Here is a 14631-nt window from a genome sequence, read left to right as displayed (position 1 = left end):
GTTCGAAACCCCGGACGGGGCTCTCAACCAGAGATTCGGACCATGCGGCGCCGTGGATGGGTGGGTGGTGACTATTTTTTCGGCGCTCAGTTGGTGCGGAGCGCCGTCTTTGTTGTGCGGTTCAGCAACGGCTGCACTCGGAACGGAATCAATTCCCCCATGGACATCGCGGTATCGGTTCTCTCCACACCGTCGCACGCCAGGATCTTGCCGTTGATCCGGAACAGGTCCTCGGCGTCGAGCGCTACAACCCGCAGCAAGAGGTCAGCCGATCCGGTGAGCCCGTACCCCTCCAGGATTTCCGGGATTTCGGCGAGTTCCAAAGCGAGCTGGCCGAGCTTCCGCTGCTGCACGTGCACGGAGATGAAGGCCATGAGCGGATAGCCGAGGGCAGCAGGGTTGATCCGCCGTTCGAAGGAGAGGAACGCGTGCTTCTTCTCCAGTTGGGCCATCCTTGCCTGCACCGTATTCCGTGATAGTCCCAGCTTCTGCGCCAAGGCCACCACCGTGCCGCGGGGGTCCTTCGCCATGGCCGAAAGCAGGCGGGTGTCTGTGCCATCCAAAGCTTGCATAATGCGCAACGTTAGCACGGTGCAGGCGACCAAGACAGGGCAGAATGCGCAGAATTTTCAACGGTGGTTGTACCCAATGAGCATTGTGAGTATGGTCACAATTAATCCAGGCGAAGACGCCAGGATGCTGGCCCGCGGCTGGATCACAAGTCCATCCCAGGCCTGCGAGCACGAGCTGAAAGGTGCGATCAACTGTGTTGACGGACAAAGCCGGCCAGGACGCCTACAAGGCTCCGAGTCCCGGAATCAGTGCAGAAAACCCTCGTCGGACCGGCGGAAACCTGGTCCAACTGATTTCCCCCGAGGGGGAACGCATCAGCCACCCGGAGTTCGATCTCTGGGTCAGCGATGTCACCGACGAGCAGTTGTGCTCGCTGTATGAGGACATGACAGTCATCCGCCGCATAGACGCCGAGGCCACCGCCTTGCAGCGTCAGGGCGAGTTGGCCTTGTGGCCGCCGCTGCTGGGGCAGGAAGCATCGCAGATCGGTTCGGGCCGGGCCCTCCGGGATGACGACTTCGTCTTCCCCAGCTACCGGGACAACGGCGTGGCCTACTGCCGCGGCGTGGAGCCGATGGACCTGGTCCGTGCCTGGCGCGGCAATGCGTCCTCCGGCTGGGACCCGTACCGCCACAACATTGCCACCCAGCAGATCATCATTGGCTCGCAGTCACTACACGCAACCGGCTACGCCATGGGCATCCAGCACGATGGCTCCGATTCCGTGGCGGTCGCGTTCTTCGGGGACGGTGCCACGAGCGAAGGCGACGTCAGCGAGGCAATGGTCTTCGCAGCGAGCTTCCAAGTGCCCGTGGTATTCATCTGCCAGAACAACCATTGGGCCATTTCCGAGCCCGTCCGGATTCAGTCCCACATCCAGATCGCCGACCGAGCCTCAGGCTTCGGAATCCCCAGCATGCGGGTCGACGGGAACGACGTCCTGGCTGTTTTGGCCGTCACCCGGATTGCGCTGGACCGGGCCCGCAAGGGCGGAGGACCTACGTTCATTGAAGCGGTGACCTATCGCATGGGCCCGCACACGACAGCGGATGATCCCACCCGCTACCGCGACGCCAATGAGCTTGAGGACTGGGCGGCCAAGGACCCGATTGCCCGCCTCAAGGCGCTGCTTCGCACCAAGGGCCTGCTGACGGAAGAGGTCGAAGCCAAGACCCAGGCGAAAGCAGACGAGGTGGCCAGGAACCTGCGGGCAGGCGTCATCAACATGCCGGATCCCGCGCCGTTGGACCTCTTCAACCACGTCTACAGCACGCCCAACTCCTGGATCGAACGCCAGAAGGACCACTATTCCCGCTATCTCGAAAGCTTCAGCGGATCCACTCAGGAAGGTGCACTCTGATGAGCAAGCTGACATTCGCCCGCGCCATCAACGCCGGCCTGCGCAAGTCCCTCGAGAACGATCCCAAAGTTGTCCTCATGGGTGAGGACATCGGGGCCCTCGGTGGTGTTTTCCGGGTGACCGACGGCCTCCAGAAGGACTTCGGCAAGCACCGGGTGGTTGACACCCCCTTGGCCGAATCCGCGATCATCGGTACGGCTGTGGGGCTGGCCTACCGCGGCTACCGACCGGTCTGTGAAATCCAATTCGACGGTTTCATTTACCCGGCGTTCGACCAGATTGTCAGCCAGGTCGCCAAGATGCACTACCGGACACAGGGCCGCGTGAAGATGCCCATCACCATCCGGGTTCCTTTTGGTGGCGGGATTGGCTCACCCGAGCACCACTCCGAATCTCCGGAGGCCTACTTCACCCACACCTCGGGACTGCGCGTCATCAGCGTCTCCAACCCGCAGGATGCCTACACCATGATCCAGCAGGCCATCGCCTCGGACGATCCGGTGCTGTACTTCGAGCCTAAGCGCCGCTACCACGACAAGGGCGAAGTGGATGAGACCGCAGATCTTTTCACCGCGCTGTCCATGGAAAAGGCCAGGGTGGTCTCCCCAGGCAGTGACGTCACCTTGGTGGCGTACGGCCCGCTCGTGAAGACCGCCAGTGACGCGGCCATGGCCGCCTCCGACGAAGGAATCTCCGTGGAGGTCATCGACCTGCGCTCGCTGGCCCCGATCGATTTCCCGGCAGTGGAGGCGTCTGTCCGCAAGACCGGCCGGCTGGTCATCACCCATGAGGCTGCTCAGTCCGGCGGGCTTGGCGCGGAAATCGCCGCGAGCATCACCGAGCGCTGCTTCAACTACCTTGAATCGGCGCCGGTCCGGATCACGGGGTTCGACATCCCGTACCCGTACTCAAAGCTCGAGATGCACCATCTGCCGGATCTGGACAGAATCCTTGACGGCGTGGACCGGGCGCTCGGCCGCGGTAACTCCCTGAGCGGCCTGGAAGGATGAGCGCCACGATGATCAAGGAATTCAGGCTTCCGGACCTCGGCGAGGGACTCACCGAGTCGGAGATTCTCAGCTGGAAGGTTGCGGTGGGGGACACCGTGGCCTTGAACCAGGTCATTGCCGAGGTGGAAACGGCCAAGGCCGTGGTTGAGCTTCCCTCGCCTTTCGCGGGAACCGTAGCCGTCCTGCATGAACAGGCCGGTTCGGTTGTGGAGGTCGGCAAGCCGATCGTCTCCTTTGAAGTCGACGACGCCGGAGCCTCCCCTTCAGGTGTTGAAGGTTCCGTTGCGGGCGCTTCCGGTGGGGTCGCGCCGGCGGGCAGCCCGGTGGAGGCCGCGGTGAAACGTGAGCCGAACCTCGTAGGCTATGGCGCCGTCGTCGAAAGGTCCGGACGCCCGGCGCGACGCCAGCGAGGCTTTGACGGAGGCGTCGCCGAACGCGAGCCGGTCCGGGAATCGGTTCCCGTCGTCGAACCCACCACGCCGCTCGCGGTTCAAAGCGAACCGACTGCTGAACAAGAGCGGCCGAGGTCCACCCCTCCGGTGCGCAAGTTGGCTAGGGATCTTGGAATTGACCTTGAGCTGGTGAAGGGAACCGGGCCGGCGGGGCTCATCACCCGTTCGGATGTGCAGGACTTCGCGGCTGGTCCACAGGTCCAGATATTGGGCCGCGTCGGTGCTCCTACCGCCCCGACTGCCGTGCCCGCCGTCGGGATCTCCGCTGAACGCGAGACTCGCACGCCCATCAAGGGAGTCCGCAAGTTCACGGCCGCCGCCATGGTGCAAAGTGCGTTCACGGCGCCACACGTGACGGAGTTCCTCACCGTTGATGTCACGCCCACCATGGAATTGCTGACGCGACTCAAGGCCAGCCGCGAATTTGCCGGCTACAAGCTCACGCCGTTGACCATCGCGGCCAAGGCTGTGCTTATTGCCCTGCGCAGGAACCCGACGCTGAACTCCCGCTGGGACGAGGCCGCGCAGGAGATCGTGCAGTTCAATTACGTGAACCTGGGCATCGCGGCAGCCACGCCGCGGGGACTGACTGTTCCCAACATCAAAGACGCGGACAAGATGACGCTGTTGGAACTGTCCACCGCGTTGTCCGAGCTCACGGACACGGCACGCTCGGGCAAGACCTCTCCGGCGGATCTGGCGGGCGGCACTATCTCGATCACGAACATCGGCGTCTTCGGCATCGACGCAGGAACTCCCATCTTGAATCCGGGCGAGGCTGCCATCGTGGCGCTGGGATCGGTGCGGAAGGCTCCTTGGGTGCACAACGACGAACTCGCGGTGCGTCAGGTGATGTCCCTGAGCCTGTCCTTCGACCACCGGCTCGTGGACGGCGAGCAGGGTTCGAAATTCCTGGCCGATCTGGGCGCGATCCTGTCCGATCCGGCAACAGTCATGACCATGATCTAGCCGCGTGTCCGAAAGCGCTCTCAGGCCCAACTGACTCGCAGTAGTTGTCGTTTTGACGGCTCATAATGACTGTGGAGTCTCATGACTTAATGGACACTTATGTCTCATGACTTCGTGGACAGTGTGTCTCAGGACCTCGTAGACAGACGGGGCGGGTTTGCTCTGGTTCATGAGCAAACCCGCCCCGAAGATCAGTGTCCGTCATGCCGTTGCTACGTGGCCGGCCGATGCGCCACGCGGTGCCGTGAGCGCGTTCTGCACCGAACACGGTGTCTCGCGTGCCTGGTTCTACAAGGTCCGCACGGCGGCCGGACGCGTCGGGCCGGTGAAGGCCCTGGAGATCAAGCGCCCGGTGCCGTTGACCAGCCCGAAAGCCACGGCACCGGCGATGGTCGAACTCCTGCTGGCCACCCGGGCGGATCTTGAGGCCAAGGGGCTGGATCACGGCCCGTTGTCGGTAATCGCAAAGCTGTCCCGGCAAGGCTTCGCCCCGCCGTCCCGGGCGACGGTGGCCAGGATCTTCGACCGGGCCGGTGTCGTGGTGCCCGAGCCGCGGAAGAAGCCCCGCAGCGCCTACCAGCGGTTCGTCTACCCGCAACCGAACGCGTGCTGGCAGATCGACGCGACCGAGTGGCGGCTGGCCGACGGGAAGACCGTGGCGGTCTTCCAGCTCCTCGATGACCACTCCCGCCTGGCCCTGGCCTCCCTGGCGGCCACCGGGGAAACGAGCGAGGCCGCGATCGCCGTCGTCGCCCTGGCCATCGAACGCCACGGCGTGCCGGAGAAATTCCTCTCCGACAACGGCGCGGCCCTGAACCCGACCCGCCGCGGACGCACCGGCGCACTCGTGGAGTTCCTCAAATCCCACGGTGTGGAACCGATCACCGGCAGACCGGGCAAACCCACCACCCAGGGCAAGAACGAACGCTTCCACCGCACCCTGCACCAGTACCTGCACCGCCAGCCGCCGGCCCCGTCGATTCCCGTCCTGCAAGCCCAGATCGATACCTTCGACCACTACTACAACACCGAACGCGAACACCAGGCCCTGCCCGGGGCCCTGACCCCGCAGGAAGCCTGGGACGCGACCCCGAAAACACCCGCACCGGCCCTCCCGGAACCCGCCATGACCGTCCCGGCACCGGCACGGAGCACGCAACGGCTCGTCAGGAACGACGGCCGCGTTACCGTGCTGGGAACCGCGTTCAACATCGGCCAGGACCTGGCCGGGAGCACCGTGCACATCGTTTACGACCACGCCGAGATCATGTTCTTCGACACCCGCGGCACCGAGATCACCACCCACCCCCTGCCTGTCAAAGGCACCCGCTACGTCGGCAACGGCAAACCCTCAGGCATCGCAGCAGACCCCGCCGGAGCACGCCGGAAACGGACACGCTACCCGCGCCTCAAACCACCCACGGACGAAGTGTCCACGAAGTCATGAGACATCAACCGTCCACAAGGTCATGAGACATGAACTGTCCACGAGGTCCCGAGACATGACAACGGCTCATAATGACAACAACTGCGAGTTAGTTGGGTCTTTGGGGCAGGGAATTAGCGAACGGTCAGTGCCGCCAAAGCCATCCGTTCGAGGATGGGCCGGGCGCTTTTGACCGCCATGCGTCGTCCGTGGTGCCGAACCGAGTGGGGCGTCGAGTTGATGAGGCCGAAGGCTGCGTGGGCGCGGACCCGTAGTTCGGCAGGATCCGTGTCGGGATGCAGTACGCCGAGCACTCCTACCCACAGTTCCACGTAGTTGCGCTGCAGGGTGCGGACTTCGGCTTGGTCGGCATCGCTGAGGTTGCTGAAATCGCGGTCCTGGACCCGGATGACATCGGGATTGCTGAGGGCGAAGTCAACATGGAATTCCACCAGCCCGCGCAACGCGGTTTCGGCGTCGGGGGCCTCGGACACTACGCTGCGGCCGCCGTCGAGCAGATTGCGGCTCACGCTCAGCAGCAGCTCGGCAAGGACGGCCTGTTTTCCCGGGAAATGCCGGTACACGGCCGGTCCGCTGACGCCTGCGGCCGCTCCGAGGTCCTCCAGCGACACGCGGTTGAAGCCGTCTGCGGCAAACAGTCCGGCAGCCGCCACGAGGAGCGCCTTGCGCCGGGTTTCCTTAGCCTGGCTTCGCTGGGTCTGGCTGTCTTGCTTGGGGCTCCGCTGGGTAGGGCCGTCCTGCTGGGAGCTCCGCTGGAAGGTGACCACAATTCCTCCTTTTGCAAGCGTCCAATTCAGCGTCGATACCGGGGCAAGCCCAGTGCCGAGGTGATGGACAACACAGTTAATAGAGACTAACCTAAATTCCAGTTATGCGGTACTAACTGAGATGGGCCTTTTGGCCGGGATGGGACACAGCCGATGGAGACACTCGCCAGCCAGCTGGATACCAGCAGCGACCAGTTCGCGGCCAACGCGGAAGCGCAGCTTTCGCTGGTGCAGGAGTTGAAGAAGCGACTTGCCGTGGCCGCCCTCGGTGGACCGGAAAAATCGCGTGAGCGGCATATCTCCCGGGGGAAGTTGTTGCCGCGCGAGCGCATCAACTATTTGCTGGACGAGGGAAGCCCGTTCCTGGAGATCGCCCCGTTGGCGGCCAACGGGATGTACAACGACGATTCGCCGGGCGCAGGGGTCATTGCCGGGATCGGCTTGGTCCATGGCCGCCAGGTGATGGTGGTCTCCAACGACGCCACGGTCAAGGGCGGTACTTATTACCCCATGACGGTGAAGAAGCACCTCCGGGCCCAGGAAATAGCCCTGGAGAACAGACTGCCGTGCGTCTACCTCGTCGATTCCGGGGGAGCGTTCCTGCCCAAGCAGGACGAGGTGTTCCCGGACAAGGAGCACTTTGGCCGGATCTTCTTCAACCAGGCGAAGATGTCTGCCGCTAAGATCCCGCAGATTGCCTCGGTCATGGGGTCTTGCACCGCCGGTGGTGCCTACGTACCCGCCATGAGTGACGAGACGGTTATTGTCCGCAACCAGGGCACCATCTTCCTCGGCGGGCCGCCCCTCGTGAAGGCCGCCATCGGTGAAATCGTCACGGCAGAGGAACTCGGCGGCGGGGACGTCCACTCCAGGATTTCGGGCGTGACCGACCACCTGGCCGAAAACGATGAGCATGCCCTGCAGATCGTCCGCGACATCGTGTCCACGCTGCCCAAGCCGGCAGATCCGGCATGGGACGTGGACGCCGCCGTCGAGCCCGTTGTTGATCCGGGCGAGATCTATGGTGCCGTTCCTACGGACGTCAACGCGCAATATGACGTCCGCGAAGTCATCGCCCGTCTGGTGGATGGCTCCAGGTTCCATGAATTCAAGAAGAACTACGGCACCACCCTGGTCACCGGGTTCGCGAAGCTGCACGGCCACCCCGTGGGCATCGTGGCCAACAATGGGGTGCTGTTCAGTGAGTCCTCCCTCAAGGGAGCGCACTTCATTGAGCTCTGCGATCAGCGCGGCATCCCGCTGGTCTTCCTGCAGAACCTCTCCGGCTTCATGGTGGGCAAGGACGTCGAGCAGGGCGGCATCGCCAAGAACGGCGCCAAAATGGTCACCGCGGTCGCCACCGCCCGGGTGCCCAAGCTGACCGTGGTGATCGGCGGTTCCTTCGGCGCTGGAAACTACTCGATGTGCGGCCGCGCCTACTCACCGCGGTTCCTCTGGATGTGGCCCGCATCCCGTATTTCGGTCATGGGCGGGAACCAGGCCTCCAGCGTGCTGGCTACCGTCAAACGGGACCAGTACGAGGCCCGCGGCGAGGAATGGTCCGCGGGAGACGAGGAAGCGTTCAAGGCGCCCATCAAGCAGCAATACGAGGACCAAGGCAGCCCCTATTACTCCACCGCCCGGCTCTGGGACGACGGCATCATCGACCCGGCCGACACCCGGCGCGTCCTGGGTATGGCCCTCGATACTGTGTCCCGCCAACCCCTGCCGGAAACCTCCTTCGGCCTCTTCCGGATGTGACCCCATGACAATCAACTCTTTCGACACCGTCCTTGTCGCCAACCGCGGCGAGATCGCCTGCCGTGTCATCCGCACCCTCAAGGTCATGGGCATCCGCTCGGTGGCGGTCTATTCAGACGCCGACGCCGGAGCCCGGCATGTGCGTGAAGCGGACACTGCCGTACGGATCGGCACAGCCGCGGCAGCGGACAGCTACCTGCGGATAGACGCCATCATCGAGGCGTGCCTGCAAAGCGGAGCACAAGCCGTCCACCCCGGATACGGATTCCTGGCCGAGAACGTGGAGTTCGCCAAGGCCTTGGACGCCGCAGGGATTGCGTTCATCGGCCCCGGCATTGACGCCATCGAGATCATGGGCGACAAGATCCGTTCCAAGAACCACGTCATGTCCTATGGCGTCCCCTGCGTTCCTGGCATCGCCGAACCGGGCCTGAGCGATGCGGAACTGATCAAGGCTGCGCCCGGCGTCGGCTTCCCCCTGCTCATCAAGCCCTCGGCCGGCGGTGGCGGCAAAGGGATGCACATCGTGGAGCGGCTGGAGGATATGGCGTCCACGCTGCTGACAGCCCGGCGTGTGGCGGCGAGCGCCTTCGGTGATGACACCCTGTTCCTGGAACGGCTCATCCAGTCGCCCCGGCACATCGAGGTCCAGGTCCTTGCGGACAACCATGGCAACGTGATCCACCTTGGCGAGCGCGAATGTTCGCTTCAGCGCCGCCACCAGAAAGTCATCGAGGAGGCGCCGTCCCCCTTGCTGGAGTCCCTCGCGAATGGTGCCGAAGTCCGGGCGCGGATCGGTGAGGCCGCCTGCCAGGCCGCCCGAAGCGTCAAGTACAGCGGCGCGGGAACGGTCGAGTTCCTTGTCTCGGACAAGGATCCGGAGCACTTCTTCTTCATGGAGATGAACACCCGCCTCCAGGTGGAACACCCGGTCACGGAAATGGTGACTGGCGTCGACCTTGTCGAATGGCAAGTGCGCATAGCGGCAGGTGAGGTCCTCACGGTCGCACAGTCCGACGTCGTGCTTGACGGCCATGCGATAGAGGCGCGCGTCTACGCGGAGGTACCCCAACGCGGTTTCATGCCGTCGATCGGCGAGATCGTGACGCTCCGGGAACGCGCCGGCGACGATCCCCATGTCCGCGTTGACTCCGCCATGCGGCCCGGACTGTCCATCACCGGCGACTACGATCCCATGTTGGCGAAGGTCATTGCCTGGGGACCGGACCGCAAGGCGGCGTTGGACACCCTTGACCACGCATTGGGGGACTACACCCTGCTGGGCATTCACACGAACGTTGAGTATCTGCGGCTTCTGATCAACGACGAGGACGTCCGCGCCGGGCGCCTCGACACCGGTTTGATCGAGCGAAAGCTGGAGGGGCTGGAGTTCCGTCGGATCACGGACGTGGAGTTGATCGCCGCAGCGATCCTCAGCCGTTCGGAGCTGCTGAACCGCCAAGTCCAGGCGCGTGTCGGGACGGAATCGCCCTGGAACACCGCCGATGGCTGGCGCGTCGGCGCCCGCGCGCCGTGGAAGACCACCATCGGTCTTCCCGACGCCGGCCTGGCCACCATTGCGCTCACCGGGAACGGTTCGAGCATCACGGCGCAAGTGGATGGCGGCGTCGTGCACACTGCAGAGATGCTGACGGGAACCGCGGAACAAGCCGCGCTGGTGCTCGACGGCGTCGAGCACCATTTCGCGCACGGCTCGCCTTCTCCGGGAGGCGCCGGATCTGGCCAGCCGCGCGAGCTTTGGCTCGGCAGCGACGGCTGGTCCTGCCGGCTGGAGATCCTGGACCGCGAGGCCCGGCTCCAACGCGTCCTCGCGGGCATCCAGCGCGAGGAAGGCGCCGCGGATCCGGAAGTCCGGTCTCCTATGCCGGGAACCGTCGTCTCCGTTTCGGTGCACAACGGCGACCACGTCGAAACCGGCCAGGTCCTCCTTGCCGTGGAAGCGATGAAGATGGAGCACCAATTGCTGGCCTCGGTGTCCGGCACCGTGCACCTCAGCAGCAAAACCGGGGACCTCGTCAAGGCGGACCAAGTCCTCGCCACCATCCACGTGGTGGCAGAAGCCACTCAAGAACCTACCCCGGAACCCACGGGGGAACCGACAGAAAACCAGAAAGACGAGGAAGTCTAGCCATGGCAAGTTTTGAACTCAGCGAGGAATACCAGGACCTGAGCAACTCCGTCCGGGAATTTGCCGACGAGGTAGTGGCCCCGGTGTCCACCAAACACGACGAGGAACACAGCTTCCCCTATGAAGTCGTCAAGCAGATGGGCGAGATGGGCCTCTTCGGCCTGCCCTTCCCTGAAGAGTTCGGCGGAATGGGTGGAGACTACTTCGCCCTCGCTCTCGCGCTGGAACAGCTAGGCCGGGTGGACCAGTCCGTGGCGATCACCCTTGAAGCAGGCGTATCGCTGGGCGCCATGCCTGTGTACCGCTTCGGCACCCAAGCGCAAAAGGAACAGTGGCTGCCGCAGCTGACCTCCGCCGAAGCACTCGCCGGGTTCGGCCTGACCGAGCCAGAGGCTGGCTCGGACGCAGGCGGCACCAAGACGAACGCACACCTTGAAGACGGCCGCTGGGTCATCAACGGCAACAAGGAGTTCATCACCAACTCCGGTACGGACATCACGCGCCTGGTCACCGTCACCGCCGTCACCGGACAGCATGAACGCAAGGACGGGAGCATCAAGAAGGAAATCTCCACCATCCTGGTTCCCACCGACACGCCCGGTTTCACCGCGGAAAAGGCCTACAACAAGGTGGGCTGGAACGCCTCCGACACCCACCCGCTCACGCTGAACAACGTCCGCGTGCCCGAAGAGAACCTGCTCGGTGTCCAGGGGCGGGGCTACGCCAACTTCCTGTCCATCCTGGACGAGGGCCGCATCGCCATCGCCGCGCTCGCCACCGGCGCGGCACAGGGCTGCGTCGAATTGTCCGTGAAATACGCCAAGGAACGTATGGCTTTCGGGCACCACATCGGCAAGTACCAGGCCATTCAGTTCAAGATCGCCCGCATGCAGGCACGGGCCCACACGGCACGTTTGGCCTACTATGATGCGGCCGCGAGGATGCTGGCCGGCAAGCCGTTCAAGACCGAAGCAGCCATCGCTAAGATGGTCGCAGGCGAGGCAGCCATGGACAACGCACGGGACGCCACCCAGGTGTTCGGTGGCTATGGCTTCATCAACGAATTCACGGTGGCACGGCACTACCGCGACTCCAAGATCCTGGAAGTCGGGGAAGGAACCACCGAGGTCCAGTTGATGCTCATCGCCCGCGAGCTGGGCCTTTAACCGTCAGGGAAGGTAAACGATGATCGACAAAGTTGTTGCCAGCGCCGCGGAAGCGGTGAAGGACATCCACGACGGTGCCTCGCTCGCCGTCGGCGGATTCGGCTTGTGCGGTATCCCCGTGGCGCTGATCGATGCGCTCCACGATCAAGGCACCAAGGACCTTGAAACGGTCAGCAACAACTGCGGCGTGGACGACTGGGGCCTGGGTATTTTGCTAAGGGACGGGCGTATCCGCCGGACCATCAGTTCCTATGTTGGTGAGAACAAGGAGTTCGCGCGGCAGTATTTGGCCGGCGAGCTCGAGGTGGTTCTCACCCCGCAAGGGACGCTCGCGGAGAAACTGCGCGCCGGGGGCGCCGGCATCCCCGCGTTCTTCACGGCGGCCGGCGTCGGGACCCAGGTCTCGGAAGGCGGCCTTCCGCAAAAGTACGACGCCGACGGGAACGTTGCGATCGCATCCTCTCCCAAGGAAGTGCGTACCTTCAACGGCGCGGACTATGTCCTGGAGGAGTCGCTGACGCCCGATTTCGGACTGGTCCATGCCTGGAAGGGCGACCGCCACGGGAACCTCGTCTTCCACGCGACGGCCATGAACTTTAACCCGTTGTGCGCCATGGCGGCCCGGATCACCATCGCCGAGGTAGAAGAGCTCGTGGAGCCCGGCGAACTCGATCCGCAAAACATCCACACTCCAGGCATTTTCGTCCAGCGGGTCGTCCTTGCACCGGACACGGAGAAGCGCATCGAAAAGCGGACAGTTGCGTTGACCCAGGCATCTGCTGCGGGCACTACGGAAGCTGCCGGCACTACCGATCAGGCAGGAGCGTAGCCATGGAATCGAACATCACCCAGGATGTGCCGCCGCGTCCCGAGGCGGTCAGGCACGAGTACCGCAGGGCCAACGTCGAACATCACGAAGGCAAGGGCTGGACGCGGAACGAACTGGCCGCCCGCGTGGCCCGCGAGCTCCGCAACGGACAGTACGTCAACCTGGGGATCGGCATGCCTACCCTGATTCCCAACTACATCCCTGCCGGAGTCGAAGTGATCCTGCATTCCGAGAACGGCATCCTGGGCGTCGGCCCCTATCCCGCTGACGATCAAGTGGACCCCGACCTGATCAACGCAGGCAAGGAAACGGTCACCGTCAATGCGGGCGCCGCGTTCTTCGACTCGGCAACATCGTTCGGGATGATCCGCGGCGGCCATGTAGACGTGGCCGTGCTGGGCGCCATGGAGGTTGCGGCCAACGGGGACCTGGCCAACTGGATGATCCCGGGAAAGATGGTCAAAGGCATGGGCGGCGCCATGGATCTCGTCTTCGGCGCCAAGCGGGTGATCGTGATGATGGAGCACGTTGACCGCAACGGCAAGCCCAAGATCGTCAAGGAATGCTCGTTGCCGGTGACGGGGAAGGGTTGCGTGGACAGGATCATCACCGATCTCGCCGTGATCGACGTCGTCTCCGAGGGTGGGGCATCGAGGCTGGTCCTGCGCGAGTTGGCGCCGAATGTGTCTGCGGAGGACGTTGCGGCTGCGACCGGCGTCGAGCTCTTCGAAGAAGACCAGGAGCTGACTGTATGACAGCGGGCCCTGAAACCCCGGGCAACGGTGGACCCCGAGTCTCCGAACCCCGAATTATCGAACAGCGCGGGCTTTACTTCGACGAGCTCGAGGAAGACGTTGTTTACGCCCATCGGCCCGGCCGGACCGTCACGGAGACGGACAACGTCCTGTTCACCACACTGACCATGAATACCCAGGCCCTCCACTTGGACGCGGCCTGGAGTGCCACCCAGCCCTTCGGCCAGCGGCTCATGAACTCGATGTTCACGTTGTCCACCATGGTGGGGCAGTCCGTCACGCAGCTGACCCAGGGCACCATCATTGCCCAGCTTGGCCTCACGGACGTCTCTTTTCCGCACCCGCTCTACCACGGCGACACCCTCTACACCGAGACTGTGGTCACAGGGAAGCGGGCGTCGTCGTCGCGTCCCGGTCAGGGCGTCGTGACCATGAAGCACACCGGCCGCAACCAAGACGGAACGGTTGTGGCCTTGGCCACGAGGGCTTGCCTCATGTGGACCCGGACCGCGCATCTCGAGGCGCAACAGAGGACAATCAATACATGACCTTCACGATGGGCCCCGCACTGCTTTTCTGCCCCGCCGACCGTCCGGAACGGTACCAAAAGGCCGCCGAGCGTTCCGACGCCGTGATCCTGGACCTCGAGGACGCGGTCGCCCCCGCGGACAAGAAACGCGCCCGGGGCGCCATCCTCGCCCAGCTTGGCTCGGGTGGCGAGACCGCCGAGCTCGACCCCAGCCGTACGATTGTGCGCGTCAACCCGGTGGGCACCCCGGACTTCGAGAAGGACCTGCACTGCCTCACGCACACGCCGTACCGCACCGTGATGCTGGCCAAGGCCGAGTCCGGCGAACAGTTGAAGGCACTCGAGGGTTACCACGTCATTGCCTTGTGCGAGACGGCCAAAGGGATCCTCAACGCGAGTGCGATCGCCCAGGCACCCAACGTCGTCGGGCTAATGTGGGGTGCCGAGGACCTGATCGCCTCCATGGGCGGCACCTCCAGCCGCAAGAATGACGGCGGCTACCGGGCCGTCGCCATGCACTCCCGTTCCGCGGTGCTGCTCGCCGCCAAGGCTGCGGGCAAGGAAGCCATCGATTCGGTCTACGTCGACATTCCCGATCTTGCCGGATTGGCCGTGGAATCCGCAGACGCAGTCGCTAGTGGTTTCGGTGCCAAGGCCTGCATCCACCCGAACCAGGTTGCCGTTGTCCGCGAAGCCTACGCACCCTCGCCGGACGCCGTCGCTGAGGCACGGGAGCTGCTTGAAGCAGCCGCTGCGGCCGGAACCGGGGTCTTCCAGTACAAAGGCAAAATGGTGGACGGTCCCATCCTCAAACACGCCGAATCGACGCTGCACAGGGCCCGGCTTTCCTGAAGGTTCAGTCCC

13 protein-coding genes are annotated in these 14631 nt (G+C 64.0%); 11 read left to right on the top strand and 2 right to left on the bottom strand.

Annotated features, from left to right (window positions below; translation table 11 throughout):
- Positions 1-86: 86 nt before the first annotated feature.
- Positions 87-572 (bottom strand): Lrp/AsnC family transcriptional regulator, encoded by a 486-nt coding sequence (locus OW521_RS04140; RefSeq protein WP_268023195.1) that lies wholly within the window; start codon positions 570-572, stop codon positions 87-89.
- Positions 573-766: 194 nt separating this feature from the next.
- Between OW521_RS04140 and pdhA the strand changes: the two genes are divergently transcribed.
- The 4 genes from pdhA to OW521_RS04120 all read left to right on the top strand — a co-directional run bounded on the left by pdhA (position 767) and on the right by OW521_RS04120 (position 5811).
- A complete protein-coding gene (gene pdhA, locus OW521_RS04135) occupies positions 767-1933 on the top strand; it encodes a pyruvate dehydrogenase (acetyl-transferring) E1 component subunit alpha (RefSeq protein ID WP_442781207.1) in 1167 nt (388 codons plus the stop codon).
- Positions 1933-2943, top strand: coding sequence for an alpha-ketoacid dehydrogenase subunit beta (locus OW521_RS04130; RefSeq protein WP_268023193.1), 1011 nt, complete (start codon positions 1933-1935; stop codon positions 2941-2943). The genes pdhA and OW521_RS04130 overlap by 1 nt, the downstream gene beginning before the upstream one ends.
- Positions 2940-4364: a dihydrolipoamide acetyltransferase family protein gene (locus OW521_RS04125; protein WP_268023192.1), complete on the top strand. Its 1425-nt coding sequence runs from the start codon at positions 2940-2942 to the stop codon at positions 4362-4364. Before OW521_RS04130 ends, OW521_RS04125 begins: the two co-directional genes overlap by 4 nt.
- Positions 4365-4533: 169 nt before the next feature.
- Complete coding sequence (locus OW521_RS04120) at positions 4534-5811, top strand: DDE-type integrase/transposase/recombinase (protein ID WP_268023191.1); 1278 nt, start codon at positions 4534-4536, stop codon at positions 5809-5811.
- A gap of 113 nt (positions 5812-5924) precedes the next feature.
- Here the strand turns inward: OW521_RS04120 and OW521_RS04115 are convergent, their stop codons facing one another.
- Positions 5925-6578 carry an SACE_7040 family transcriptional regulator gene (locus OW521_RS04115; protein WP_326494003.1) on the bottom strand — a complete coding sequence of 218 codons (654 nt, stop codon included), beginning with the start codon at positions 6576-6578 and terminating at the stop codon, positions 5925-5927.
- A gap of 153 nt (positions 6579-6731) precedes the next feature.
- On the opposite strand from OW521_RS04115, the gene OW521_RS04110 reads away from it, so the two are divergent.
- Genes OW521_RS04110 through OW521_RS04080 form a run of 7 tightly spaced genes read left to right on the top strand, consistent with a single transcriptional unit; the run spans position 6732 to position 14619 of the window.
- Entirely contained in the window at positions 6732-8339 is a 1608-nt protein-coding gene (locus tag OW521_RS04110; protein WP_268023190.1) for a carboxyl transferase domain-containing protein, read from the top strand.
- Between the two features lie 4 nt (positions 8340-8343).
- The gene (locus tag OW521_RS04105) at positions 8344-10488 is read left to right on the top strand and encodes an acetyl/propionyl/methylcrotonyl-CoA carboxylase subunit alpha (RefSeq protein ID WP_268023189.1); all 2145 of its coding nucleotides are present in this window, start codon (positions 8344-8346) and stop codon (positions 10486-10488) included.
- A gap of 2 nt (positions 10489-10490) precedes the next feature.
- Positions 10491-11654, top strand: a complete 1164-nt coding sequence (locus OW521_RS04100; RefSeq protein WP_268023187.1) for an acyl-CoA dehydrogenase family protein — start codon at positions 10491-10493, stop codon at positions 11652-11654.
- 19 nt (positions 11655-11673) lie between these two features.
- Entirely contained in the window at positions 11674-12483 is an 810-nt protein-coding gene (locus OW521_RS04095; RefSeq protein WP_268023185.1) for a CoA transferase subunit A, read from the top strand.
- Positions 12484-12485: 2 nt separating this feature from the next.
- Positions 12486-13238 (top strand): CoA transferase subunit B, encoded by a 753-nt coding sequence (locus OW521_RS04090; RefSeq protein ID WP_268023183.1) that lies wholly within the window; start codon positions 12486-12488, stop codon positions 13236-13238.
- Positions 13235-13786, top strand: coding sequence for a MaoC family dehydratase (locus OW521_RS04085; RefSeq protein WP_268023181.1), 552 nt, complete (start codon positions 13235-13237; stop codon positions 13784-13786). Before OW521_RS04090 ends, OW521_RS04085 begins: the two co-directional genes overlap by 4 nt.
- Positions 13783-14619: an HpcH/HpaI aldolase/citrate lyase family protein gene (locus OW521_RS04080; RefSeq protein WP_268023179.1), complete on the top strand. Its 837-nt coding sequence runs from the start codon at positions 13783-13785 to the stop codon at positions 14617-14619. Before OW521_RS04085 ends, OW521_RS04080 begins: the two co-directional genes overlap by 4 nt.
- Positions 14620-14631 lie beyond the last annotated feature (12 nt).

This window comes from Arthrobacter sp. MMS18-M83, from assembly GCF_026683955.1.
Taxonomy (GTDB): domain Bacteria; phylum Actinomycetota; class Actinomycetes; order Actinomycetales; family Micrococcaceae; genus Arthrobacter.
The sequence above is the reverse complement of the archived record's forward strand: the minus strand, read 5'-3'. Positions and strand labels throughout refer to the sequence as shown.

Coding starts and splice junctions, on each gene's coding strand:
- OW521_RS04090 (WP_268023183.1), top strand. CDS start 12,486: ATGGAATCGAACATCACCCAGGATGTGCCGCCGCGTCCCGAGGCGGTC.
- OW521_RS04140 (WP_268023195.1), bottom strand. CDS start 572: ATGCAAGCTTTGGATGGCACAGACACCCGCCTGCTTTCGGCCATGGCG.
- OW521_RS04080 (WP_268023179.1), top strand. CDS start 13,783: ATGACCTTCACGATGGGCCCCGCACTGCTTTTCTGCCCCGCCGACCGT.
- OW521_RS04110 (WP_268023190.1), top strand. CDS start 6,732: ATGGAGACACTCGCCAGCCAGCTGGATACCAGCAGCGACCAGTTCGCG.
- OW521_RS04100 (WP_268023187.1), top strand. CDS start 10,491: ATGGCAAGTTTTGAACTCAGCGAGGAATACCAGGACCTGAGCAACTCC.
- OW521_RS04105 (WP_268023189.1), top strand. CDS start 8,344: ATGACAATCAACTCTTTCGACACCGTCCTTGTCGCCAACCGCGGCGAG.
- OW521_RS04120 (WP_268023191.1), top strand. CDS start 4,534: ATGAGCAAACCCGCCCCGAAGATCAGTGTCCGTCATGCCGTTGCTACG.
- OW521_RS04095 (WP_268023185.1), top strand. CDS start 11,674: ATGATCGACAAAGTTGTTGCCAGCGCCGCGGAAGCGGTGAAGGACATC.
- OW521_RS04085 (WP_268023181.1), top strand. CDS start 13,235: ATGACAGCGGGCCCTGAAACCCCGGGCAACGGTGGACCCCGAGTCTCC.
- OW521_RS04130 (WP_268023193.1), top strand. CDS start 1,933: ATGAGCAAGCTGACATTCGCCCGCGCCATCAACGCCGGCCTGCGCAAG.
- OW521_RS04125 (WP_268023192.1), top strand. CDS start 2,940: ATGAGCGCCACGATGATCAAGGAATTCAGGCTTCCGGACCTCGGCGAG.